This is a genomic window from Bacillus cereus group sp. BfR-BA-01350, from assembly GCF_022663775.1.
Taxonomy (GTDB): domain Bacteria; phylum Bacillota; class Bacilli; order Bacillales; family Bacillaceae_G; genus Bacillus_A; species Bacillus_A paranthracis.
The window spans coordinates 432,016-457,473 of record NZ_JAKUGD010000002.1; the positions used below are offsets into that span (position 1 = coordinate 432,016).

The following is a 25,458-nucleotide window of genomic DNA, read 5'->3' on the forward strand; positions in this document are numbered from 1 at the left end:
TTGATATGACAATTTATATTGCATTACTAAGAGGAATCAATGTAGGCGGGCATAAGATAGTCAAAATGGCTGATTTAAAACAAGCTTTTGAATCAATAGGGTTGAAACAAGTGAAAACATATATTCAAAGTGGGAATATCGTATTTAAATCTGAGGAAGATATAACATTTCTAAAGGAACGAATACAGTCTGAAATTAAAAGTGTTTTTGGTTTTGATGTTCCGGTTATGTTAAGAACACATGAGGAATTTATAAACATTACAAAAAGATGCCTCTATGAAGTCAATTCATTGCGAGAAGGCGAAAGTATACATATTGCCTTCTTAGCACATGAACTTTCTAAAAAAGAAAAAGATCAGTTGCTTATATATAAAAATATGAATGAAGATTGTTATATACATGAAAAAGTTGTGTATTTATTTTTCAAAACTAGCATTCGAAACTCTAAATTAATGAACCAGTTTCAGAAGTTGCATACACCAGCTACAGTAAGAAATTGGCGGACTGTGAATAAATTAAAAGCGATTGTAGAGAGTATATAACTATAAAAAGAAGAGGTTTTCCGTCTATAGAAAACCTCTTCTTTTTATTTATATTGTTTCGCTACAATGAGTTCAATGATAGGATAAATAAAGAATGAAGAGCACAGTGCAATAAAAAGAGGGAAGTTTTTAACCCCATCTAAATTAGCTCCCATAGAAAACCCTTCAGAGAAGAGTAATATAAGAAACATTACAACTACGAGCGTAAAATATGCAATTTTAGAGCTTTTATATGTAATTTGTTGTCCCATTTCATCCTGACTTTCTTTTGATACACCGTGGGGATCTCCCCATGTAATATGATTGATAAGGTAGCTAATTATTATAGCACTAGTGAAAATTGTGCCACCTAAAATTTCACCTTCAGTGATGTATTTATAAACTCCATGTATAAGCACTCCAAGTAATGATAAAACGGTAATCATGAAAATAAATTTTTTATGGTTCAATTTAGAAATGACACCTCCATTTTTGTAAAAAACTTTTTACATTCATAGTATAAAATTGGAAAGGTTTTCTGTCAAATGTTTTTTACATACAGGGGTTAAGAATACAATATTTTGTCTTTAAGATTAATAAAAAATTACATTACATTTGAATGTAAAAGAATGGGCTCGCATATATTTGGAAGGGATGTCAGATTAATTTAGGGGGTAGTTATGTCTATTCTTTTAAAAGCTGGTGCTGATGCAGGAAATAACGGTTTGAAGTTAATGGTGAAAGGGCAAGATCCTATTTTTATTCCGAGTATATATGCTTTATATATAGGAGAGCCTACAGGATTGTTAGATGAGGGAGATGTTTCATTATCTGAATTAGAAAATCACATTGACGTGACCATTAGTTCTCCATCGTTAATGTTAAATAATGTGCGGTATATTGTTGGAGAAAAAGTCATTCAAGATCAATTAAAAGGTACTGAGGTTGAGAAGAAATCGAATAAGTCAACTGATGAGTTAATGGTTATTACGATTCTATCTGGTTTAGCGGTAAGTGCTATGCGTCAAAGTCCAACTTCTAGCCATATTAACATTCGATATGATTTATCTGTTGCTCTCCCTATGCAGCTTATTACACAAGAAATAGCGGCGGAAAATGCGAAACGTTATATGGGGAATCATAAGGTTGTGTTCCATTATCCAAACGGACGTGATGTTACAATTAATATTTCCATCGAATATTGCAAATGCCTACCTGAGGGTGCTTCTGGGACGTGGGGCATTGTATATGATGAAGAAGGAAATGTTGTAAAACATAAAATAGAATGTGAACAAAATAAAGTGTCAGAAATTGATTTTGTTGATAAAACATTATTATCTTTTGATATTGGTGCAGGAACGACAGAAGAAGTCGTTTCACTAGGTGTAAACTTTAGACCACAACTAAGTAAGGGTTTATCGTACGGTGTGAAAGAAACGTTACTACAAATTATTACGAGATGGAACCGGAAGTATCCAACAAAGACAATTGATAGTATTACAGAATTTAATCAAATTTATTTAAATGATAAACACCCTAGAAATGCATTATTAGTTGAGGAATCACAACCAGCACTATTAGGTTTAGCAGCGCGCGTTGCAACGGATATTATTAACAAAATTGATGATATGAAAGACGATCCATATGTTTTTATTTATGGCGGGGGCGCAGTTATCATAAAAAATAGCCTGAAAATGATTTTAAAACAAAAAGGGCGTTTAACAAATGTAATCTTTGTAGATAATCCATTATTTACAAATGCACGTGGATTATTAGTCTACACTTGTTCGCCAAAATATAGAGAGCATAAGCAAAAAGAGTTAGGATTTACAAACTTAACAATAAGTTAGTTGGTGGAAGTATGCGATCTAGGCGATATAAACGTGGTGACCGAGTAAAAATTAATATTCATAAGTCAGTATCACCTGAAATGCTTGCATGGCTGAATAAACAATCAAATCCAACCAACTTCTTTTTCTTTGCAGCGCAGCAACTTTTTAAACAAGTAGGAGATATTGATGTGTCAAAAGCTATACCAAGTAGCCATGTTTTCTCGTTATACGTTGAGCCATCATCTTTATTAAAAGTAGAAGTTAATCCTTTTAAAAGCTTACCACTAGAAGCAAATAAATCCACCGATAATATAAAAAAAAAATCATGGGAAGCTGTTGATCAATTAGATTGTCCGTTTTTTTAAACATAGAAAAATATAAGTATTGCCCATCACTATACATACGGATACAGTGATGGGCGTTTTTACATGTAAAGATAGGGGGGACACAAATTGCGGCGTGCCCCTCCTATTCATTATTTTTCTATTATTTTAGCTGTATGTTCAGTAACAGTATGAATGATGTCTTCCCAGTCATCAGGATGAATCTCATGTCCAGCGCCTTCAAGAGTTAATAGAGCTGAGTTAGGAATCTCATCGATAAGTGCGAGACCATGTTCAAAAGGGAGTGCGGTATCGTCTGTTCCGTGAATGACTAATGTAGGTGCTTGTATGGAGTGAAGCACCCCTTCATATGCATCATCGCCTTGAAGTAAAGCGTGATTAAACATGCTTAATAAATTGTTAGCTCGTTCAATTTCTTGTTTTACTTGATTATAGACTCTTTTTTCATCAAATGTGCGTTTGGACCCGCATAATAGACGGGACCCTGAAACTAAATATTCTGCTACAATATTTTCATTTGTCCAATCTAAATGCGTGCCATTTGCGTGATGTGTTAAAATTCTTTCATCCATCGGGGGTAAGTCAAGTGTGTTATTGTCAGAGCCTATCACACTTGTAGCTAGTAATGTTAATGTTAATATTCTTTCGGGATGTTTTACAGCAGCAATTTGAGCGATCATACCGCCTAAAGACATACCAAATAGATGCGCTTTGTCAATATGATAAGCATCTAGTACCCCAATTGCATCTTCAGCCATATCCGTAACGGAATAATTAGAAGTTCCAGGTTCATATGCGACAGAGCGTCCCACATCACGGTTATCAAAACGAATAACAAATTTACCGCTGTTAGCCAACCATTCACAAAACTCTTCATCCCAATAAATCATTGAACATGTTGCACCCATAATTAATAAAATAGCTGGGTTTTTAGGATTCCCAAAACTTTCTGTACATATATCAATCCCGTTTATTTTAAATATCTTTTCGGTCATAGAGTTCTCTCCATTTCTTTTGAATTTAATTTAAAATACAATTTTGAATGACTCTACGTTGCATAAGATTTGCTTTGTTTTTTTCATAATTACCCCCAAAAATAAGTTTATGATAATTTAAGGGGAAAAATTTTGAGAAATAATTGTATGTTATTAAAATAAACAGCAAGGGAGAGGACATGAAAGCAATTGTTATAAATCAATATAGTAGTGTTGAAGAATGAAAAGAAAGACAAATTTTAAAACTGGTTGTTAAGAATAACGAGGTATTAAAATGAAGAAGGCGTTAGAGAAGCTTATATTTTGAGTGAAGATAAACATGTTAGAAGTAAGGTGGTAATGAAAGTGGAATAGTAATGACTTAGCATACTTCAAAATTTCTTTATACCCCAAAATAAAAATATTTTGGGGTATTTACTTGTTAGCTTACAAGGATTGTGCATATGCTTTTAAAGTGTATAGTTTCTTATTGTATCGTGTAATTTCTCTAAACCAATCAACATATCTTTTTCATTTAACATAGAATAGCTAATCCTGAATTGGTTATGAGTTATATCGTTATGTAATAGACAAGCTGTTCCCGGTAAAAAAGAAACATCTACTTCATTTGCTTTTTGTAATAAAGTAAAAGGATCTATCGAATTAGGAAGAGTAATCCATAAATTAAAGCCGCCATCAGGTATTTCAAATTGTATTTCTTTAAGTGGTGATAACATATCAATCGTTATATCACGTCTAATTTGTAAAGCTGTACGTAATTTTTCTAAATGATGTTTCATACGTTCTGCACGTAAAAACGGTAGAAGTGCTTTTTGTGTTAATAAAGGGCTACCGATATCCATCGAACCTTTTACAGCATATAACCATTCGAAAATAGGGCCATCGGCAATAAGAGATGCGATACGCAGTCCTGGTGCTAACGTTTTACTAAATCCTTTTATATATAGTACGTGACCGTTTGTATCAAAATTTTTGATAGGAGGGGGAACAATAGCATCTTCAAAATATATTTCTCCGAAAGAATCATCTTCAATTATAAAAAACTCATATAGCTCCGCTAGTTCTATAAGTTCCATTCTTCGTTCTTTACTCATTACTGTACCTGTCGGGTTCTGGAAAGTTGGATTCGTATACAATAAAACGGGATTTTTACTTTGACAAATATCATCGATTAAATCGGATCGAACCCCATGATTATCTAGAGAAACAGGTATAATTTGAGCACCTTTATTGATGAAAATATCAAGCGCAGCACTATAACACGGACTTTCCACTAACACAATATCACCAGGTTTTAATAGTGTTTGAGCAATTAAATCAATTCCTTGTTGTGCTCCGCTTGTAATTAATAATTGAGATGGGTCTGTCACTAATTTCTGGTGTTCATGTAAGTATTTTGTTATTTCAACCCGTAGTTCATAATCACCTTGAACTGGCCCATAGGTTGCTAGGATCATCTGGTCTTTATTAAGTATTTTATGCATTTCGTCTGCCAAGAATGGATTTGGCAATAGACGTGGATATAAAATCGCTTGTGAAAAATCGTAATATTTCCGGTGCTGATTCATTGCATATTGAGATCGCATAACATTAATGGTTTTCGTTTGTTGCCATTTATACGGAATTGGTTTGGAATCTTTCTTTACATGTTTATGTATATAAGCACCTTTACCTTGTTCAATGCGTATATATTCTTTCTTTTCTAGCTGTTTATACGCCTTACGAACAGTTAATAGGCTAATCTGTAAATCTTCGGCCATAGAGCGTAAAGATGGAAGTGAGTCACCATGCGAAAGCATGCCACTTTGTACTCTTTCAACGATTTGCATATATATTTGCTTGTAGTACGGTATGTTGGATTCTTTACGCAGTACAATCTTCATGGTTTCACCTTTTTCGTTTTTATTTAATTTAAGCGAAAAATATAAAGAGAATCAACTACAATTTTAGGCAACTGTTATATACATAGATACACTGTTATACACTATACCTTCTATACTCATGTTAAGAGTAAAAAGGAGGAAGAGTAATGGTCATTTTTAATTATATTTTAGTATGTATTATTTTCGGAACAACATTTTTAACAATAAAAATCGGAATTGAAGCAGGAGCGCCCCCATTATTTTCAGCAGGAATTCGTTTCTTTTTAGCAGGTGTAATTCTGATGATTATATTTAAGTTAAAGCGAAAAGAAATTATGCCACATGTATTTTCAAAACGTATTATGTATGCTGGTTTTTGCTTAACGTTTATGACATTCGCTACTTTGTACTGGGCGGAACAATATATTTCTTCAGGGTTAGCTGCTGTGCTTTCTGCTACGGGACCGATGATGATTTTGTTATTACAAGCGAAGCGAAATAAGTCAAAACTACAAAAGGAGCAACTGCTAGCTTTAATTATTGCACTAATAGGCGTTGTTTTTGTTTCTTTACCAGGAATGCACCAAGAAGTAAGTTTCATATGGAGTATCGCTTGTTTTGTATTAATAATAGGAGAATTTTTTTACGGAATAGGCTCTATTCGCTCAAAAGAAATACTTTCGGATTTACAAAGTGTATCACCATTTCTTATTAACGGTATTCAAATGTTTTATGGAGGGATTTTACTACTAATTGTATCAATAATTGTAGAACAGCCAAATGTAACTATATTAACTTCATGGAGTGTACAATGGCCTATTTTATATCTTATCTTTATCGGATCAATTGGTGGGCACGGATTATATTATTGGCTCTTATCAAAAACAAATCCTGTATTCCCGTCAACTTGGTTATATGTCTCTCCATTAATTGCTATTATTGTAGGATATATCATATTAGGAGAACCTTTAAACCCTACAATGGGAATAGGTGCTTGTTTCATTTTGGTTGGTGTATTTTTAGCTAATCGATCCACACTCCGGTCTTATTTCAAACAAGGAAGATTATTTGAGAAGGAAATGTAGTTGTATAAAGTAGCAGCCCTGCATATAACAGGGCTGCTTTCATTTTATTCATGATACGGATTGACTTTATTTATTGGAAAGGCGTAATACTATTAAGCTATATGAAAGAGATCTGTAAGAAGAGGGGAGTTATTATGAAAATAAATTGGACTGAAGTAAAGGAAAAAATTCGACCGCAAATTTCAAAACCATCATATGAAACTTGGTTTACTAATACTACTGTTTATTTAGAGGATGATATATTAACAATTTATTGTCCAAATGAATTTGCACGTGACTGGTTAGAATCTCATTATAAAGAATTAGTATTTAATACATTAAGAGAAATGTTTAATACGACGTTTGAAATTCAGTTTGATCTATGTAATGGCGAACCATCTAACTTGAAAGATGTCCAAAAAGAAAAGCTTAGTAGCTGGGATGAAGTAAAGAAAGCATTAAGAACTAAAATAGCAGAGAAAACATTTATGACATGGATTAGAAATACAAACGCTACGATAAAAGATAATAAAGTAATAATCTTTTGTGAAGATGCGTTTCATCGTGATTTGCTTGAAGGGGAGTATAAAAATATAATTTCAAGTACCATACAGAAAATTACTAATGAAGAATATCAAATTTGGTTCGAAATAGGATCAAGCGCTACTTCTAAAGTACAGATCCATCACGCGCAAAATAATCAACGTACTTCCGGACAAGAGGAATCAAAAACAATTTGGAATAAAATAAAAGATAAAATGCAATTAAAAATTTCGAGACCGTCATATGAAACTTGGGTCAAAGAAACGACAGCTAGAATAAATGAAGATTCATTGATCATTTATTTTGAAAACGAATTCCAACAAGAGTGGGTTAAAAAGTCTTATAAAGATTTAATTTCGCAAATAGCTAAAGAGTTAACTGGAAATACATATGAAATTCAATTTGAATTAAAATCAAATACAACCAGTAATAATGAAAAATCAACAATTGAAGATATCACTTCCGAATTAGGAGAGCAGTTCAAAGTCTCTAATAACAGTTTGAAATATAATGATGTAGATGAGAGCAATAAACGTATTCGAGCGTTAGAAGAAAAAATAATGAACTTGGAAAAGGGCATTGGTACATTAGTAGAAAAATTAGATGCAGTAGAATTAAAAACACAGTTGGAAAAATAACCAACTGTGTTTTTTTACTTAATTCGCTTTTTTTATAAACCCTTTATAATGACGTTTTACAAGCTGACTTTCTAACGTTTTCATTGTTTCAAGTGCTACACCGACAATGATTAGTAAGCTTGTACCACCAATTTGTGCAGAAGGTGGTAATGTAGCAATTTTCGTAAATACGAGTGGTAAAATTGAAATTGCACCTAAGAAAATCGCGCCGATAAATGTTAAACGGTATAAAATTTTAGTTACATACTGTTCTGTTGATTTACCAGGACGAATACCAGGCACATATCCATTTTGCTTCTTCAAATTCTCTGCCATTTGTTCAGGATTTACTTGAATAAATGCGTAGAAGTATGTGAAAGCAACGATAAGACCGACATAAAGTGTCATTCCAATTGGATGTGCGAAATCAAGATTTGCAACTAACCATTTTGATACGCTTGAATCAGGGAAGAGCTGCGCAATTGTACGCGGCGTCATTAAAAATGCGGAAGCAAAGATGACTGGAATTACACCAGCACTATTTACTTTAAGAGGTAAATGAGTGTTTTTTGCTCCTTGATATTGATTGTTTCCTGAAACAGCTTTTGCATATTGAATTGGAATTTTACGTACGGCTTGTTGTATGTAGATAACGCCAACAACGATCGCTAAAATTACGAGACCAATTAAAACCATTTTTATGATGTGCATAAATAATTGATCGCCTGCATTTTGAAATTGTTGTAAATAAATTTGATTCGCAACATTTGGAATCGCTGCTACAAGTCCTGCGAAGATAATCATTGAAATACCATTACCTACTCCATTAGCGGTAATTTGTTCGCCTAACCAAAGTAAAAATGCAGTACCTGCAGTTAAAACTGTCGCAATAAATAAGTATGTAGTCCAGCTTTGATCTGTAATTAATTGTCCACCTGCTATATTATTAAAGCCATAAGACATCCCAATGGCTTGTATGAATGCGAGAATGATTGTAAAGTATCGAGTGAATTGAGCTGATTTCTTACGGCCCATTTCTCCTTGCTTTGCCCATTCCGAAAATTTAGGTATAACGTCCATTTGTAGTAATTGTACTATGATGGAAGCTGTAATATATGGTGTAATACCTACAGCAAAGATTGAGAAGTGTTGCAGTGCTCCTCCGCCAAATACGTTTAGCATACCTAAAACGTTAGCTTGATCTTGTACTTTTAATACCTCTGCGTTAGTATGAGGAACTGGAATAAACGTGCCAATTCGAAAAACAATTAACATCGCTAATGTAAAAAGGATTTTCCTTCTTATCTCAGCTACTCTCATGAAATTTGAAATCGTACGAAACATAATGTCGCCTCCTATATTTTTATCAGTTTAAAACTGATTATTATATCCCGATGAAGTAACCACAAACCTCCTTCCGCATTAAATTCATTTGACAAATGGAATTTTATACATTTTGTAGTTTTCATGGATATAAAAATATAAGGTGTTTTTTAGCGACCTATAAGCTTTTCGTAATCATTCAATACACATAATATATCGAATAAATTAACAAATGTACATACATACGCATGAAAAATGAATGAATAGAGGCATTTTTTACATTTATTTAATGATAAATTGATAGGACATTATTAGTCGGGATTGTTATACATGTTATAAAACAAGGGTGATCCATTATGATTTATAGTTAATATTCATTCAAATGTGTCAGCTAATAGTGTCTCCCAATCTTTAAAGGATAATTTATCAGTTATATGTTTTAGTGCATTAGGTACAACAATATGACAAATAAGTTCTAAGCTATTACCATCTGGATCAATAAAATAAACAGATGCATTACCTTGATGTGGACGGACAAAGGGTTCAATAGATTCATTACTCCCAAACGGAACAGCTTTAATTTGAAGTGAGTGTAACCAATTTAATGATTCTTTTAAATTCTCATATGAAACTCTAAATGCAATATGACGTAAAGAAGGATGATATTTCGTTTCACATTCAGAGCCCGCCCATAATCCTAGCCAACTTTTCCTTTCCTCAATCCAAAAGAATGCTGTTGATTCATCGCTCCAAGCTAACTTCAATCCTAGTTTTTCATAAAATTCAATTGAGTTTCTTAAATTGCTAACCGGTAAGTGTGCTTCGTATATTCCTTTAATCAATTTAAATCCTCCTTTATTCTTACAATTTCTTATCATTACTATAGCTGTTAAAAAAGAATATAGAATCGAGTAAAAGTATGAAAGTACATACAACTTTAGTAGTAAATAATCTTATTTCAATTAAGATTTATGCAATTAAGAAATTTGTTTATTTAAAAGGGATTTATCAAATTGAAAGATAAATAAATTGAATAGATACTTAATAAGGGGATGATATAGATGAAAGTAGTTGTAAAAGAATTACGACCATTAGAAGTGGCATTCATAAGAAGAACTGGTAGTTACTTTGAACCACAAGATCATTGGGGGAAGTTATTGAACTGGTCTATTGAAAATAAGCTTTATCCACCGGAGCAATCATTTATCGGAATCTCATTAGATAATCCTGAACTTGTTGCAAGCCATATGTGCCGACATGATGCTTGCGTGACCATACCTGAAAACTTTGAAAAAGAACAACATGAGGGTGTGCAATTTAAAAGTGTAGATGGAGGTCTATACGCTCTATACCAATTCTATGATGAACCTCATAAATTAAGTGAAGTGTATCGATATATGTACGCAGTGTGTTTACCAAATAGTGAATATAGTGCAGATTATGATAGGGATAATTTAGAGTTTTGTATGAACAATGTTGCAGAAGACCTAGAAGGAAAATTAAAGGTTGATTTATTTGTGCCAATAAAAAAGAACAAATAATAAGTAGTATAAATTATAAGCGGTATTAAAAAATTGTTTTTTAATAGTATTAAACCCACTCTTAAAAATAGTTGAGAGTGGGTTTTATGTTGTTATTGAGAAAAATTTTTACTTTAATTAATATGAATATTCGTTTATATCATGAATGTACGTAGTAGTACATAATAAAAAATATTATTTTTTTGTCACAAAAATGAGCATTCTGGTTTCTCTATAATGCAGGCATCAAAAGAGAGAGAGGTTTTATTTACATGCAAACAATAAAAAGTGAAGAGAGGAATGTTTCACATATAACATTTGAAGCGTTGTTTAAACAAAACTATGCGTATGTTGTTAAACAAATAATATGGATCATTAAAGAACAGACAGTTGCTGAGGAATTAGCGCAAGAGGTGTTTTTGCAACTGTATCATTCAGATTGGAAATCAATAGAAAATTTACGTGGTTGGCTTATAAAGTCTTCTACTTATGTCGCCTATAACTACATTCGTTCTGAAAAGAGACATCAGGCAAGAATCGATAAAGAAACCCAGTATCAAGAAGTTCAAATTGATTCGTCACTAGATGATGAATGGATTAGAAAAGAAGAAATTACAAAAGTACAAATGGTGTTGCAAAAAATGAAAGAACAAGATCGAACAATATTATTAATGAAATTTTCAGGGTTTCGATATAAAGAAATCGCGCAAGTACTTCAGATTGACAATTCGTCTGTTGGAACATTGTTGGCACGAGCTAAACTTAAGTTCCGAAAAACTTTTGAACAAATGGAGGGGAAATAAATGACTTGTTATGAAATGGGATCCATTCAATCATATATTGATGGCGAACTTTCGCGTGAGGAAAGAAAACAATTTACAAAGCATTTAGACAAATGTAAGAAGTGTCAAAATTTATTAATTGAGCTAACAGAATTAAATCAATGGGAACATTCAACACTAGCCGAGGAGAAGCTTCATGAGACTCCAGAAATAAATATTGATGTCGAAAAAGCATGGCAAACATTTAATGGTTATAACCAGACTAATAATGTACTTAGTACAAATCAAACAATAGAAAGAAAGCAGGGAGTATTTTCAAATATGAATAAAAAATCAAAACGGTTCATGTATACGTCGGTTGCTGCGGTAGGCATTTTTACTATAGCTATGATTCCGCAAGTTCAAGTTGCAGCAACTAATATTGCTTCTTACTTTGCTAATGAAGTATTAAATGATACGGTTGTGAATGAAGGAAGTAAAGATGAAAACAGTGTACAACAAGAAGGTATGTTGAACGGGCAGTTTATACCTATTGATGAAAAGATAACAGATCAAGGGATAACTGTACATTTTAAAGAATTATATGTGGCAGATGCACGTATATCTGTTCATTATAGAGTGGAGAAAGCCGATGGAACTCTAATGCCATTTGAATTTGATACAAATGGATTAGATATAAAAAGCGATGGAAAAGTAAATGGACAACAAGAAGAAAATCCTGAATATAACACAGGAAATGGTATGTTTTCACAATTATCATTTATTCAAGGTGAAGACAATTCACCATTTGAATTATTGTCAGAAGGAAAACAGTTAGAGCATGTAGGCATTCGTGATAAAGACAGACCAGAAGGCGTCATTACATTTGTTGAAGGTCCTGAAGGAAAAGGTTCCTTTAAACAGCCTTTAACATTAGATGTAAACATAAATAAAATAGGAAAAATAGCTGGATCTTGGAAAGGTCAATTTCAAATTAATCCTGAAAAAGTAAATAAGTAAAACAAATTTATATGAAAAAAAGAATAACACAATACATGTCGAGTGATATCTTTATCTATTGGTTTGCTTTTATAATGCTTATTTCTTACATTATTTTAACTATCTCTTTTATTTACTAATCAAATAGTAACGAAGAATTTCAATGTATGAGATAACTAATTTTTATAAGTTATTGTGCAGCGAAATCACCAAATAAACAATTGAATGAGACGAGCATATACTAATAAATGACACAATGCATAATTTATAATCGTATTTGAAGAGCACCTTAAAGTGCTCTTTTTTTTGAAATTCATGCACATATATAAGTTGTTCTTTATTTGTATTATCGCCCTTACATTATGTAATTTTGCATAATGTTACATAAATTGTGTATTTTCCCTTTTTTTCGACAGGAGCAGGCAGTATACTTTGTACAAGCTTTCTATTTCAAAATTATACGAGGTGAAAAAATGAAAAACAAAAAGACGTTAACTAAGGTAGCATTAACAACAGGTTTAGCTTTAACAGCAGTAGCACCATACGGAGTAGGTCATGCAGAGGAAACAGATCAACTACAAGTTCAAATTCAGGAGGAATCATTCCGTTCAGGTGAACTTACACAACCGTCACAAAAGGCACCAGAGAATGTAGTAAAAGATGCTCTTAAGGAGAAAACAGAACAAGCCCTTTCTTCAAAGCAAGTCAATGGAGAAACTGGAGTAGATTATAAAGTTCTTCAAAAACGTGATTCATATGATGGGACTACACTTGTACGTATACAACAAACATATGAAGGAAAAGAAGTATATGGCCATCAATTAACTGCACACGTAGATCATAACGGTGTTATTAAAAGTGTTTCAGGTGATAGCGCACAAAATTTAAAACAAGAAGAATTGAAAAAACCTATCAATCTATCAAAAGATGAAGCACAACAATATATTTATACGAAGTACGGGAACGATATCAATTTTATTTCTGAGCCAGAAGTTAAGGAAGTTATTTTTGTTGATGAAAATAATGGCCAAGCTAGCAATGCGTACCAGGTTACATTTGAAGCTGCCACGCCAAACTATGTTTCTGGAACATATTTAGTAAATGCACAAAATGGTGATATGTTAAAAAATATGGTGCAAGAGTCTAACTTGAAAGCAAGCGAAAAACTAGTTGGAGCCTTAAAGAAAAGTAAAAAAAGCAGTCTTACATCATTAACGGGCACTGGAAAAGATGATTTAGGGATCTCTCGTTCATTTGGTATTTCTAAACAAAGTAATGGCAAATATGCTCTGGCTGATTATACAAGAGGGCAAGGGATTGAAACATATGATGTGAATTACAGAGATATTACGAAAGAAGAAAGCTATTATCCTGGTACATTAGCAACTAGTACTTCAACAACATTTAACGATCCAAAAGCAGTAAGTGCTCATTACTTAGCAACAAAAGTTTTTGATTTTTATAAAGATAAATACAACCGTAATAGCTTTGATAATAAGGGACAAAAGGTAGTTTCAGTTGTACATGCTTGGGATTCTGGAGATACGAATGATCCGAAAAATTGGCAGAATGCGTTAAGTGCTAATAATGGTAGTATGCTTGTATATGGGGATCCTATCGTCAAAGCATATGATGTAGCTGGGCATGAATTTACACATGCTGTTACTTCTAGTGAATCTAATCTTGAATATTACGGTGAATCTGGTGCGATTAATGAGGCACTATCTGATATTATGGGAACATCTATTGAGAAATACGTAAATAATGGAAGCTTTAATTGGACGATGGGAGAACAAACTGGATCTGTCTTCCGTGATATGGAAAACCCAGCTTCTGTTCCATCTTCACTTGGAGTACCTTATCCAGATGATTACAGCGAATTCAATGATTTTAATGGATGGGATCAAGGTGGCGTTCATTTTAATTCAAGCATTATTAATAAAGTTGCGTATCTCATTGCAAAAGGCGGAACTCATAACGGAGTAACTGTTAAAGGAATTGGTGAAGATAAAATGTTTGATATTTTCTATTATGCAAATACAGATGAGTTAAACATGACTTCTAACTTCAAAGAATTGAGATCAGCATGTATTCGAGTGGCAACTAATAAATATGGTGCGAATTCAGCTGAAGTTCAAGCGGTACAAAAGGCATTTGATGCAGCAAAAATTAAGTAAGTTAGAAATATAGTTCTTATTCATATATTATTACATTATGAAAAACAGCTAATGTCGTTTTAAGGATATTAGCTGTTTTTTTCATACTAATGTATTTGAAAAATAAACTTACTAAGCAATAATTAGGCACTCTACCTTTAAGAAGTTGCGACAAAGATTTAAGGTTTATAGTATATAAAAACAGAAAATTAATAATATATTGACCTCTTGATGGAAAGTGCTATAAAATGAAAGCGATAACAAACGGTTGCTTTAAAATAATTTCCCTGACCTTTTCGTATTTACAAATATATGAAGACACAAATAAACTATTTTTTTAACAATTAATGCAAACGTTTTCGTATCGAAAAGATCATTGAAATACATATGTGAAAATAACTAATACGGGGGTGAAGCAAAAGAGATTTCTAGATTAATTTAAATTGTGTAATGTAGTACAGGCATAATAAATCGTTCATACTATTTAAAGAAAGGGTGTATGTGGTGCAAATGACAAAAAGATTAATTAACAAATCAGTTTTATTGCTTACTATAATCGTTATGTTATCATCTGTTTTCTCTTTTCAAAGTGTAAAGGCAGTTTCAAATTCAAAAACAACTGAAGTTATCATTCATTACAAAGAGCAGTCTGGAAATACAAAAGACTGGAACCTTTGGATATGGGGAGAAAATGCAAATGGAAAATCATATGAATTTACTGGTGAAGATGAATTTGGAAAGTACGCAAAGATTAATATAGATGGTGATTATAACCGTTTAGGATTTATCATTCGTACAAATGAGTGGGAAAAAGATGGTGGGGATCGTTGGATTGAAAATATAAAAGACGGTCGTGCTGAAGTATGGATTCTTTCGGGTGATGAAAAAGTGTATAATTCTAAGCCGTCATCGGATCTCTCAATTCAAAAAGCAACTATTGATAGTTTCCATGAAATTACTGTAACGACGAATGTCCCGTTTCATATTAAGGAAAAGAAAATTGAAATGGAAGGCATTAAAATTAAGAGTATTAGTCCTTATGATATAAACAGTGGAGATATTACGAATAAGGTTAAAATAATTACGGACCAGAAAATTGATTTAAAACAAACATACAAAGTTAAAATAGAAAACTTAGCTGATACGAATACTGAAATCGGTAAAGTAATTCGTACTGAGGAGTTTGATAAATTATTTTATTACGGTGGCAACGATTTAGGTAATATATATACACCACAACATACAAAATTCCGTGTATGGGCCCCTACTGCGAGTGAAGCAAAATTAGTTATATATAAAAAATGGAACGATAAAATAGGTACTGAAATAAATATGCAACAAGGTGAAAAGGGCACCTGGAAAGCAGAACTTAAAGGAAATCAAAAAGGTCTCTATTATACGTATAAGGTGAAAATTGGTGATAAGTGGACAGAAGCCGTTGATCCGTATGCACGTGCTGCTTCTGTAAATGGAGATAAAGGTGCGGTTGTTGATTTAGAAGAAACAAATCCGAAAAGATGGAACACTAACAAAAAGCCTAAATTAAAAAATCCGGAAGATGCTATTATTTATGAATTGCATGTACGCGATCTTTCTATCCAACCTGAAAGTGGGATTAAGCAGAAAGGGAAATATTTAGGAGTAACAGAAAAAGGAACAAAAGGGCCTGAAGGTGTGAAAACGGGACTTGATCATATGAAAGATCTTGGTGTTACACACGTTCAGCTTTTACCGATATTTGATTATGCTTCAGTAAATGAAGAGAAGATAAACGAACCACAATATAACTGGGGATATGACCCAAAAAACTTTAACGTTCCAGAGGGGTCCTATTCTACAAATCCATATGAGCCAACTGTTCGAATAACTGAATTAAAACAAATGATTCAAACACTACATGATAATAATCTTCGTGTTGTGATGGATGTCGTATATAACCATATGTATAACGCTGCTGAATCTAATTTCCATAAGTTGGTTCCAGGTTATTATTATCGTTACAATGAAGATGGAACATTTGCAAATGGAACTGGAGTAGGAAATGATACGGCTTCAGAAAGAAAAATGATGAGGAAATTCATGGTAGATTCCGTCACATATTGGGCAAAAGAATACAATTTAGATGGATTCCGTTTTGATTTAATGGGTATTCATGATTATGAAACGATGAATGAAATACGTAAAGCTGTTAATCAAATTGACCCTTCTATTATACTGCATGGAGAAGGTTGGGATTTAAATACACCCCTTGCAGCTGAGTTGAAAGCAAATCAAAAAAATGCAGCGAAAATGAAAGGAATTGCCCATTTTAACGATAATATACGTGATGGATTGAAAGGTAGTGTGTTTGAAGAGAAAGAAAATGGATTTGTAAATGGAAAGGAAAACATGGAAGACCGTATTAAAAAAGGCATTATGGCAGGCATTGACTATGATAGAAATACGTCGACTTATCAAGATCCAGAGCAGGTACTAACTTATGTGGAAGCGCATGATAATCATACATTATGGGATAAACTTGAGTTGACTAATCCAGGTGACAGTGAAGAAGTGCGAAAACAAATGCATAAATTATCTTCTTCAATTTTATTAACATCACAAGGTATTCCGTTTTTACATGCGGGACAAGAGTTTATGCGCACGAAATATGGTGATCATAACAGTTACAAATCTCCAGATTCAATTAACCAGATGGACTGGTTGCGCCGTGCAGCGTTTAATAATGAAGTAGATTATATGAAAGGTTTAATAGAATTACGCAAAAAGTACTCAGCTTTTCGAATGACATCTGCAGAGCAAATAAAAACACATGTATCATTTATTGATGCTCCGAAAAATACTGTAGCTTATACAATAGAAGGGAATAAAAATGAATACTTTACGGTGGCTCATAATGCAAATAGGGAATCCGTTGAAATCTCACTTCCATCGAAAGGTCCTTGGAAAGTACTAGTAGACGGGAAGCAGGCGGGAAGTAAACCACTTTATGTTGTCCATGATAATAAAATTAAAGTTCCTGCGCTAAGTTCTTTAGTTTTAAAAACAGGGAAACCGATTAAATAAATGCCAAAAGCGGAGTGAAGAAGGTTGTTTTCACTTCGCTTTTAAAGTTAAAATAGTATAATTTCACATACTGTAATTATATTACAATTCAATAAAAAAAGAGAAGAACTTATCAAGGTTCTTCTCTTTTTTATGTGTAATTATCGTTTCCTTAGTTGTAGATATAAGAGTTTATGAATATAGCAAGAGGCAAGACGATGAACCTATTTACAAAGTGACGAAAAAATGACAACACTGTAAGAATGCACGAATATTTGTAAGGAAATTCGATGTTTTCCTTTTTCTTTTTTTATTAAAGTGAAAAAGAAGAAAGCGATGTCATAAGAAGTTTTTATTTCTAGATGAGTACAATAACCAAAACTATTCACGTAATGAAAGTATATGGCATTCAGTAAAACACCTTACTAAAAGGAGAGATTTAAAATGTCTTTTTCTCAATTCAATATTGATATTTTTCGAGCCATTAATGATTTAGGTAAACAATATTCATTCCTAAACCCAGCCATAGTATTTTTGGCAGAATATATGGTATATATGTTTGCTTTAATTATTTTAGCTTATTGGTTTACTAGGTCCAGAAAAAGTAGAATGATGGTTATTCAAGCGATGGTTGCTTTTGTAATTGCTGAGGTGATTGGAAAAATAGCAGGGAAATTCCATCTGAATTATCAACCGTTTGCAGTATTGCCTCATGTTAATAAACTTGTCGACCATGCTGTAGATAATTCATTTCCTAGTGACCATACAATTCTCTTTTTTTCGATTTGTTTTTCGTTTTGGCTTGTTCGTAAAAAAACTGGATGGTTATGGCTTATACTTGCATTTTGTGTAGCGATCTCACGGATTTGGGTAGGGGTTCATTATCCTTTTGATGTTGCAGTAGGGGCTTTAATAGGATGTATTTCAGCGGTATTTTCGCATTGGTTAGTACCGAAATTATCTTTTATTAGGCAATTACTTACTCAATATGAAAGAGTAGAGAAACATGTTTTACCATCCAAAAACAAATCAAAAGGATTGTGAGTACAATCCTTTATCATCCTCATTACTATTCTTCACAAGCTGAATGGGCCGAGATATCAATACACTTATTTACATCCAAGAAGACGAAAAGGAATAGGTAGTACGTCTAGGTAATAAAACAGTTTATTACCTACTATTTAGATAACAATGAAGACCATATCGCAAAACATTTAGTTAGCACCGACGTGTATTTTTATCGTTTTTGAGGTAACTTATTTTCTTCAGTTGATAGACATGTGGCGTGACCCCAATATATAAATTTGGAACGATGTTAATTTTTCATATAGGATACCGTCATATTGATATAAAGGCGTTATCCTTTCCTATGATTTCTCAGAAAGAATAACGCCTTTTTCTTTTTAGGGGAGATTTTGTCTTATTACCTTGATAGTGATGTGGTTCTACCCCTTTTAATGGTTACAAAAATCTTTCGAATAGATCTAACTTGCACAATGCTTCCCGTTAATATAATACGCTGATTCTGTGAAAACCGTAAAAACAACCTCTACTTCTGGAAGTCCAAAATCCATTACATATGTAGTAATGGCCTTGGCAAATCGATCACGAATTTCCTGTCCACGCTCGAACCATTTCACTTCAATAAGAGGAAACGCTTCTATTTCTTCTCCATTAAATACAAACGTAGAACTTGGTAGTTCCAATGTAAAATTATCCGTACCACACTCACAAATCTCTGCGAGCTCTTCTACTAATGGCTTGCTTATGTGTTTTAATTGTTCAGTAGTAATTCCACGAAACACAACATGCGGCATGTGAACCCCTCCGTTAGATAGCTTTATATTTGTTCACATCATAGCACAATTTATTTTGCTGCACTAGAATCTATTGATACATTTCAATGACATTCTTCAGAATGGGGTCCCGTCCCGAAAAGGCGGATTGAATTTTGAAATGAGTCATATGAGACATTCAAAAGCCTTATTCCACGTTATATTAGCCTTGTCTCAATAGGCTTTCCTCTATTGGAACTAACTAAAAAACATTGATACAAAAGACTTTTTATCTTTAACTTTGTAAAAGCGCAAAATCCTGGCGCTATCCGATCACTATCAAGCTAAATTTTTTAGTACCTTCAGAACGGAATTTTGTGTTAACTTGTAACAAAAAGTGCATTTTTTTGTTTTGGGGTAATTCTGAATTCTTAAGTTGATGGATATGCGACGGTACCCTTATAAGGGCTAGTTTGTATCTTATGTGGTGAATTTTATAAATAGCGAAAAAGAGTCCTATATAAATGGGACTCTTTTTCTTCAAGTATTAACTTACTGGATATGCATTAGAACCTAGATAACGTTCTTTTATAATTTGTAGATGATGAAGCTCATGTCCAGCTATGATGTATGCTAATGCACGAACTGTAACTTCAGATTTGTTCGCATATCCTTTTTGTAACCAAGTGTCTTGATCTAAGCTTTTCAGTAAATGCAAGGTAGATTGGCGAACAACTATTAAATTCTCAAGAAGATCTTGCATAGATTGCTTATCAAAAGTAGCTTTGAGAACATACATATCATCGTTATAGCCTGGAAGTTCTACTGTCTCGCCTCGAGCGATAGATAACAAGCGATACGCCATAACACGTTCTGTATCTGCAATATGGCCGATTACTTCTTTTATACTCCATTTAGTAGGAGCATATCGAAAAAGTCCCTCACTATCAGAAATCTCTTTTAATAAAAGATTCGTTTCCTCTATTTGTTGTGCTAAAATTTGTATGATATTTCCGTCTAATACTAAGTTAACATACGTTGCATAATAGGAGTTATATTCACTTGCCTTTGGTCTAATTTGCATACGAATCATCCTTTATATTGAATCTTTAAGTATAGCTTATCACAAAATAGTTTTGAATTAATCTGAAAGTTCTAAATTAAAACAAAAAAACCATCTACTACTTTAGTCGAAATCGTGTACTTTCACATCAATTAACAAACAGAAAAAGGGTTTTGATTTAACTCTTAGAATATTGTTCTATTACAAGTAATTGGATATTAATTACTTTTTTATTACTTTTGATAATAACTAGGAAAAATAGAAAGGTTGTGAATTTGTTTGATGAGTTATAAAGCTATGCTGTTTGATTTAGATGATACGTTACTTAATAGGGATATGGCAGTAGATACATTGTTTTTATTTGTTTTAGAAAAGTGTTATGAGGATGTTAGTGATACAGTTAAAAACAATATGCTACGGAAATTCAAAGAATATGATAAAAGAGAATATGGCATGAGTGATAAAACGATAGTTTTAGAATCGTTGTTTGATGAATTTCCGCCGAAGTATAGATTGCCACGCAATTATATCCAAGATTTTTGGAATAATAATTTCCCTAAATGTTTTTTACTTGATCAAAATACTATTCATTTCTTAAATCATATAAAGAAGCACTTTGAAGTTGGAATTATAACAAATGGCTCAACTCAAAGGCAAAAGGCTAAAATAATTAACACAAATTTAAACAATTACTTTGATACGATCATTATTTCTGAAGAAGTAGGATTGAGTAAACCGGATAAACGTATATTTGAACTAGCATTAAATAAACTTGATGTGCAACCAGAAGATGTATTATTTATTGGAGATGACTTAGAAAAGGATATTGCTGGTCCTCAAAATGCAAATATAAAAGGTGTATGGTTTAACCCTCAGAAAATCAAGAATACTACCAAAATACAACCATATGCCGAGATTAACACTTTGGATAGCTTGTTAAGTTATGTTACGCCACAATATTTTTTTAACAAGTAAAATTAATTTCATTGACCGTATTAGTAATAAAAAATAGAGGCGATTTTAATAGCTGCGGCTAATATAATCTATGATTAATACGAAGTTTGGTAAAACAATTTTACTTATACTGTGTAAATTATAAAGGGGTGAGACTATGGAAATAAAGAAAGTGGTAGTTGACGGAATAAATATTGCGATCATAAGACATGATAGGGTGTTAATATCCGATGTTCAATCTGCATTAGATACTATGGCAACAGTTCAATATAAGGTAGATGCAAAACATATTATCATCCATAAATCATTAATAAGTGAAGATTTTTTCGATCTAAAAACACGCCTTGCGGGTGATGTTCTTCAAAAGTTTATAAATTACAAAGTAAAGATCGCAATCATTGGAGATTTCTCCATGTACACTAGTAAAAGTTTACAAGACTTCATTTATGAATGTAATAAAGGAAATGATATTTTTTATTTATCAACTGAGCAACAAGCAATTGAAAAACTAAGTACATTAAAGCAATAATAATACCTCAGTTAAATTCCCCTCTTTTTCATATGGCTTATTATTTAAAACATATAAGAACTGATGTTTGTGTTAAACTAAGAAATGAATAAAGGGGGAGTTTTCTTGAACAGTTATAATGATACGATACAAAACTTAAACAACATAATTTACAAACCTAACAATTTAATAATTACGAATCTAAAAGAAGAAAAGCAAAACGCAGAATATGCAGGATGTTTATTTCACTTAAATAACAAAACCATTCGTTTTAGAAAATCAAAAATTACTCCTAATAAAATTGGACAATTTGTTTCTTTTTGGGAGAAAGATGACAATATGCAAAATCAAGCATTCTCTTATGACGCTGCTCCTGACTTATTAGTTATTACTTGTATAGATGATAACAAACTAGGACAATTTATTTTCCCTAAAGATATTCTTCTTAAAGAAAAAATCTTGAGAACACAAAATCAAAAAGGCAAGATGGCTATGAGGATTTATCCTATATGGGATAATCCTGTCAGTAATCAAGCTAAAAAGAGCCAAATGTGGCAACTTCAGTATTTTGTTGATTTAAGCGATCATAATAATTTACCTATAGACAAACTATTACATTTGTATTCGTAGCTTCTTATCTTAAGTAATCTTGTTGGTTAGACTTTTTGTACCGGTACAGTTAAACGAAATGTACATTGTTTCAGTACCCCATCAAAATTACAATCAGCATATACTAGTTTAACTTATACATTTTAAGGGGTGCTGACTATGACAAGTCTACAACATAAGCTTTTTACAAGATTGAATCTTGCAAAGCGTACTAAAGTGAAGTTTGAAGAATTAAATACAATTCTTTTTGCATTTGCACACACTATACCATTTGAGAATTTAGATGTTATAGCAAGTAACACGAATACAATTACTATGGAAAATTTACAGAATAAAATTTTAAGCAGATCCCGCGGTGGACTTTGTTATGAATTAAATACGCTTTTTTATTACTTTTTAAAAGATTGTGGTTATGATGTACAACTCGCATTAGGTACCGTATATAAAAATGATATAAACGCATGGGCACTTGAGAATGGACATATAACTATTATTCTAAATTATGATAAAGTACGATACGTAATTGATGTAGGTATTGCTTCACTAGTACCTCTAGTCCCTGTACCTTTTACTGGTGAGTCTGTTTCTTCTAAAAATGGTACGTATCGAGTGAGACGAAAAGATACGAGTAAAGGGAATTACGTTCTAGAAAGAAAAGATACGAACGGTGAATGGAAAGTATGTCACGCTTTTTATAATCGTATCATTGATGAGGTAGTAGTGAATGATGTTCAAAAAAGAGTAGTAGAAGATGAGAAATCTATTTTCAATAAAGGACCAATTGCAGTCAAATTGACGAACTCTGGCCATGTCTCTTTAACAAATACTAGTTTAACTGAAATGATTCATGGTAAAAAAGCGAAACGTGAAATTACAGAAGATCAATATAAAGAGCTTTTATATACTTTATTTGCTATTGAGTTATGATAAAACAAATAGCTAGCCGGTTCTTATGAAGAATCGGTTATTTTAATTTAAAACAATTATTAAAGTTTGATTTTCTTAATAGATATAATACACTAGAACAGTATAAAAAAGGATAAACAATGAATTTTAAATGTAAAGGAAGATTTTTATGTCAATAATCGATAAATTAAAGCTTAATAAGTATACAAATATGGTCGTAATTAATGAACCAAGTGATTATGACATTTTTACCGGGAAAGAAACTACTTTTTCAAAAGAACACGATGCTATTTTTATTTTTGTAGAAACACTAGATGAAATGGTGAAACAAACAAATTTTATTATTAGTAATGAAGAATTACTAATTGAAAAATGATACATATTCTTCGCATATCCGAAAAAGGGTAATTCTCGCTACAGTACTTTTATTCACCGTGATGAGATGTTTCCAGCATTAAACGTTGGAGAAGATGGATATGTGGGCGAAAGCGAAATTAAATTTGCTCGAATGGTAAGTATGGATGACATCTTTACCGTTGTAGGTTTAAAGCGCGAGAAGAAAAAAGTGACGAAAACGCCTGCAATGAGCCAATGTGTAGCTGATTATGCAGATCGAATTCAAGATGTCGAAGCATTGCTAGCAAATCATCCAAATGAACTTAGGTTTTATCAAAGTTTAACACCTGGATATCAAAAAGATTGGGCACGTAATTTATTTTCTGTAAAACAAGAAAAAACACGTGAAAAACGTCTTGAGAAAATGATCGAAGTTCTTTCACAAGGATATAAAACAATTGAATTATTTCGTAAAAAGAAAAAGTAAAACTAGGTAATTCACAATGATGCAACAATTAATTGAGCTTGGCACATTGTAAAAAGGATTCCTTTCAGTATACTAAAGTATGTTCTTATATTTAAATAATTAGCAAAAGAGAAAAGGTGTTTGAAATGAAATCGTATATTGTAGTTGGAGCTGGTATTTTAGGAGCGTCTACTGCTTACCATCTTGCTAAAGCTGGCGCAAACGTTACTATCGTGGATCGTCAACAAGTAGGTCAAGCAACAGATGCTGCAGCAGGTATTGTCTGTCCATGGCTTTCACAACGTCGTAATAAAGCATGGTATAAAATCGTTAAAGGCGGTGCACGTTACTATTCTTCGTTAATTCAGCAATTAGAAGAAGACGGTGAAACAGATACAGGTTATAACCGTGTAGGTGCAATTAGTTTACATACTGATGAGAAAAAACTAGATCAAATGGAAGAGCGAGCTTATAAGCGCCGTGAAGATGCACCAGAGATTGGTGAAATTACGCGTTTATCAGCTGAAGAAACGAAAAAATTATTCCCAGCATTATCAGAAGAATATAGTTCTGTTCATATTAGTGGTGCTGCACGAGTAAATGGAAGGTTATTACGTAATGCATTAATAAGTGCTGCGAAAAAACATGGTGCAACTTTTATAAAAGGCAATGCAGTATTAGTCCGTGAAGGTAGTCAAATTACGGGAGTTAAAGTAAACGATGAAACAATTTTAGCAGAAAAGGTTATTGTAACTGCAGGTGCATGGGCGAACGAAATCTTAAACCCATTAGGAATTAACTTCTTAGTTACATTCCAAAAAGGACAAATTGTTCATTTGCAAATGGAAAATACAGCAACAGAAAATATGCCCGTTGTTATGCCGCCAAATGATCAATACATTTTAACATTTGACAATGGCCATGTCGTAATTGGTGCTACCCATGAAAATGAAACTGACTTCGATCATCGTGTTACGGCTGGTGGTTTACATGAAGTATTCCATAAAGCATTAACAGTTGCACCTGGCTTAGAAAATGCTACTATGCTTGAAACGAGAGTTGGATTCAGACCATTTACTCCAGGGTTCTTACCTGTAATTGGCCCACTTCCTAACTTTGAAGGTATTCTCGTTGCAAACGGATTAGGTGCTTCAGGTTTAACTGCAGGTCCATATTTAGGTTCAGAACTTGCTAAGTTAGCGCTGGGACAACCAATTGAGTTAGATTTAAATGATTATGACGTTGCGGGCGCAATTGAATAA

At 32.7% G+C, this 25,458-nt stretch carries 23 protein-coding genes and 1 pseudogene; 17 read left to right on the forward strand and 7 right to left on the reverse strand.

Features of this window, described 5'->3' with window-relative positions:
- The first annotated feature begins 5 nt into the window (after nt 1-5).
- Complete coding sequence (locus MR147_RS06410; RefSeq protein WP_074611048.1) at nt 6-542, forward strand: DUF1697 domain-containing protein; 537 nt, start codon at nt 6-8, stop codon at nt 540-542.
- 44 nt (nt 543-586) lie between these two features.
- Here the strand turns inward: MR147_RS06410 and MR147_RS06415 are convergent, their stop codons facing one another.
- Entirely contained in the window at nt 587-991 is a 405-nt protein-coding gene (locus MR147_RS06415; protein ID WP_071735896.1) for a hypothetical protein, read from the reverse strand.
- A 210-nt stretch (nt 992-1,201) separates the two neighbouring features.
- On the opposite strand from MR147_RS06415, the gene MR147_RS06420 reads away from it, so the two are divergent.
- Nucleotides 1,202-2,371: a ParM/StbA family protein gene (locus tag MR147_RS06420; RefSeq protein ID WP_000025611.1), complete on the forward strand. Its 1,170-nt coding sequence runs from the start codon at nt 1,202-1,204 to the stop codon at nt 2,369-2,371.
- Between the two features lie 11 nt (nt 2,372-2,382).
- Nucleotides 2,383-2,718 (forward strand): hypothetical protein, encoded by a 336-nt coding sequence (locus MR147_RS06425; protein ID WP_001257754.1) that lies wholly within the window; start codon nt 2,383-2,385, stop codon nt 2,716-2,718.
- Nucleotides 2,719-2,828: 110 nt separating this feature from the next.
- Here the strand turns inward: MR147_RS06425 and mle are convergent, their stop codons facing one another.
- Both mle and pdxR read right to left on the reverse strand, forming a co-directional pair.
- Nucleotides 2,829-3,692, reverse strand: coding sequence for a BCA family alpha/beta fold macrolide esterase (gene mle / locus MR147_RS06430; RefSeq protein WP_074610828.1), 864 nt, complete (start codon nt 3,690-3,692; stop codon nt 2,829-2,831).
- Between the two features lie 449 nt (nt 3,693-4,141).
- Nucleotides 4,142-5,575: a MocR-like pyridoxine biosynthesis transcription factor PdxR gene (gene pdxR, locus MR147_RS06435; protein WP_074610826.1), complete on the reverse strand. Its 1,434-nt coding sequence runs from the start codon at nt 5,573-5,575 to the stop codon at nt 4,142-4,144.
- A 146-nt stretch (nt 5,576-5,721) separates the two neighbouring features.
- Here pdxR and MR147_RS06440 point away from each other — a divergent pair, with 146 nt between their 5' ends.
- Together MR147_RS06440 and MR147_RS06445 are read left to right on the forward strand one after the other, a co-directional pair.
- Nucleotides 5,722-6,639, forward strand: coding sequence for a DMT family transporter (locus MR147_RS06440; RefSeq protein WP_000234361.1), 918 nt, complete (start codon nt 5,722-5,724; stop codon nt 6,637-6,639).
- Nucleotides 6,640-6,773: 134 nt separating this feature from the next.
- A complete protein-coding gene (locus tag MR147_RS06445; protein ID WP_242303816.1) occupies nt 6,774-7,799 on the forward strand; it encodes a DnaA N-terminal domain-containing protein in 1,026 nt (341 codons plus the stop codon).
- Nucleotides 7,800-7,817: 18 nt separating this feature from the next.
- Here the strand turns inward: MR147_RS06445 and secY are convergent, their stop codons facing one another.
- Nucleotides 7,818-9,122 (reverse strand): preprotein translocase subunit SecY, encoded by a 1,305-nt coding sequence (gene secY / locus MR147_RS06450; RefSeq protein WP_078438494.1) that lies wholly within the window; start codon nt 9,120-9,122, stop codon nt 7,818-7,820.
- A 353-nt stretch (nt 9,123-9,475) separates the two neighbouring features.
- Nucleotides 9,476-9,943 (reverse strand): VOC family protein, encoded by a 468-nt coding sequence (locus MR147_RS06455; protein WP_074611000.1) that lies wholly within the window; start codon nt 9,941-9,943, stop codon nt 9,476-9,478.
- 219 nt (nt 9,944-10,162) lie between these two features.
- Here MR147_RS06455 and MR147_RS06460 point away from each other — a divergent pair, with 219 nt between their 5' ends.
- The 6 genes from MR147_RS06460 (at nt 10,163) to MR147_RS06485 (ending at nt 18,623) form a co-directional block, all read left to right on the forward strand.
- Nucleotides 10,163-10,642 (forward strand): AraC family transcriptional regulator, encoded by a 480-nt coding sequence (locus MR147_RS06460; RefSeq protein ID WP_242303817.1) that lies wholly within the window; start codon nt 10,163-10,165, stop codon nt 10,640-10,642.
- A gap of 251 nt (nt 10,643-10,893) precedes the next feature.
- The gene (locus MR147_RS06465) at nt 10,894-11,424 is read left to right on the forward strand and encodes an RNA polymerase sigma factor SigX (RefSeq protein WP_074610985.1); all 531 of its coding nucleotides are present in this window, start codon (nt 10,894-10,896) and stop codon (nt 11,422-11,424) included.
- The gene (locus tag MR147_RS06470) at nt 11,425-12,402 is read left to right on the forward strand and encodes a DUF4179 domain-containing protein (RefSeq protein WP_074610986.1); all 978 of its coding nucleotides are present in this window, start codon (nt 11,425-11,427) and stop codon (nt 12,400-12,402) included.
- Between the two features lie 452 nt (nt 12,403-12,854).
- Entirely contained in the window at nt 12,855-14,558 is a 1,704-nt protein-coding gene (locus tag MR147_RS06475) for a M4 family metallopeptidase (protein ID WP_242303818.1), read from the forward strand.
- A gap of 483 nt (nt 14,559-15,041) precedes the next feature.
- A complete protein-coding gene (gene pulA / locus MR147_RS06480) occupies nt 15,042-17,600 on the forward strand; it encodes a type I pullulanase (RefSeq protein WP_074610926.1) in 2,559 nt (852 codons plus the stop codon).
- Nucleotides 17,601-18,023: 423 nt separating this feature from the next.
- Nucleotides 18,024-18,623, forward strand: a complete 600-nt coding sequence (locus MR147_RS06485) for an undecaprenyl-diphosphatase (RefSeq protein ID WP_000010584.1) — start codon at nt 18,024-18,026, stop codon at nt 18,621-18,623.
- A gap of 440 nt (nt 18,624-19,063) precedes the next feature.
- On the opposite strand, the gene MR147_RS06490 is transcribed toward MR147_RS06485, so the two are convergent.
- The gene (locus MR147_RS06490) at nt 19,064-19,396 is read right to left on the reverse strand and encodes a DUF1904 family protein (protein ID WP_001120954.1); all 333 of its coding nucleotides are present in this window, start codon (nt 19,394-19,396) and stop codon (nt 19,064-19,066) included.
- Nucleotides 19,397-19,901: 505 nt separating this feature from the next.
- Nucleotides 19,902-20,438 carry a DinB family protein gene (locus MR147_RS06495; protein WP_074610923.1) on the reverse strand — a complete coding sequence of 179 codons (537 nt, stop codon included), beginning with the start codon at nt 20,436-20,438 and terminating at the stop codon, nt 19,902-19,904.
- Nucleotides 20,439-20,699: 261 nt separating this feature from the next.
- On the opposite strand from MR147_RS06495, the gene MR147_RS06500 reads away from it, so the two are divergent.
- The 6 genes and pseudogenes from MR147_RS06500 (at nt 20,700) to MR147_RS06525 (ending at nt 25,458) form a co-directional block, all read left to right on the forward strand.
- Nucleotides 20,700-21,392: an HAD family hydrolase gene (locus MR147_RS06500; RefSeq protein ID WP_139302926.1), complete on the forward strand. Its 693-nt coding sequence runs from the start codon at nt 20,700-20,702 to the stop codon at nt 21,390-21,392.
- Between the two features lie 136 nt (nt 21,393-21,528).
- Nucleotides 21,529-21,900 (forward strand): DUF4180 domain-containing protein, encoded by a 372-nt coding sequence (locus MR147_RS06505; protein WP_074610919.1) that lies wholly within the window; start codon nt 21,529-21,531, stop codon nt 21,898-21,900.
- A 105-nt stretch (nt 21,901-22,005) separates the two neighbouring features.
- Nucleotides 22,006-22,509 (forward strand): MepB family protein, encoded by a 504-nt coding sequence (locus MR147_RS06510; RefSeq protein WP_175574547.1) that lies wholly within the window; start codon nt 22,006-22,008, stop codon nt 22,507-22,509.
- A 138-nt stretch (nt 22,510-22,647) separates the two neighbouring features.
- Nucleotides 22,648-23,415, forward strand: coding sequence for an arylamine N-acetyltransferase family protein (locus MR147_RS06515; RefSeq protein WP_074610916.1), 768 nt, complete (start codon nt 22,648-22,650; stop codon nt 23,413-23,415).
- Between the two features lie 148 nt (nt 23,416-23,563).
- Nucleotides 23,564-24,217: pseudogene (locus MR147_RS06520) on the forward strand (YdeI/OmpD-associated family protein).
- A 125-nt stretch (nt 24,218-24,342) separates the two neighbouring features.
- Nucleotides 24,343-25,458: an NAD(P)/FAD-dependent oxidoreductase gene (locus MR147_RS06525; protein WP_074610912.1), complete on the forward strand. Its 1,116-nt coding sequence runs from the start codon at nt 24,343-24,345 to the stop codon at nt 25,456-25,458.